Origin of the sequence: Inquilinus limosus MP06 (assembly GCF_000767795.1) — a bacterium.
In the GTDB taxonomy this organism is placed as follows: Bacteria; Pseudomonadota; Alphaproteobacteria; order DSM-16000; family Inquilinaceae; genus Inquilinus; species Inquilinus limosus_E.
In genome coordinates this window covers 1-381 of the sequence record NZ_JANX01001168.1, presented here as the reverse complement: position 1 = coordinate 381, position 381 = coordinate 1, and the positions used below count along the sequence as shown (strand labels likewise).

At 74.5% G+C, this 381-nt stretch carries 1 pseudogene; it reads left to right on the top strand.

Features of this window, described 5'->3' with window-relative positions:
- Window positions 1-120 precede the first annotated feature (120 nt).
- Window positions 121-381: pseudogene (locus P409_RS35810) on the top strand (ABC transporter permease); the annotation flags it as partial.

Genomic DNA, 381 nt, shown 5'->3' with positions numbered 1-381 from the left:
GTTTCGTTCCGCCGCGCGGTCGCCGGCCGGCTTGAGCTGCGACAGCCCCCTCCCCCCGCCCCCCTCCCGCAAGGGGAGGGGGAGGATTGGATATTCGGCGCTGTTCCCGGCTCGCCTGCCATGTCCCTGATCCGCAACCGCGTGCTGCTGGTGCTGGGGCTGGTGGCGCTGGCCGGGGTGCTGGCGCTGCCGATCCTGACCAATGCCCCGAACCGGCTGCTGTCCGGCCGGCCGATCGGCGCGCTCGACCTGGCCGCGCCCTGGGGACCGGTGGCGATCGCCGCCGCCGGCCTGTTGCTGGCCGGGGCCTTCGTGCCCTCGCGGCGGGCGACGCTGGTGGTGCAGCTTCTGGCCGGCATCGGCATCGCCATCGGTCTGGTC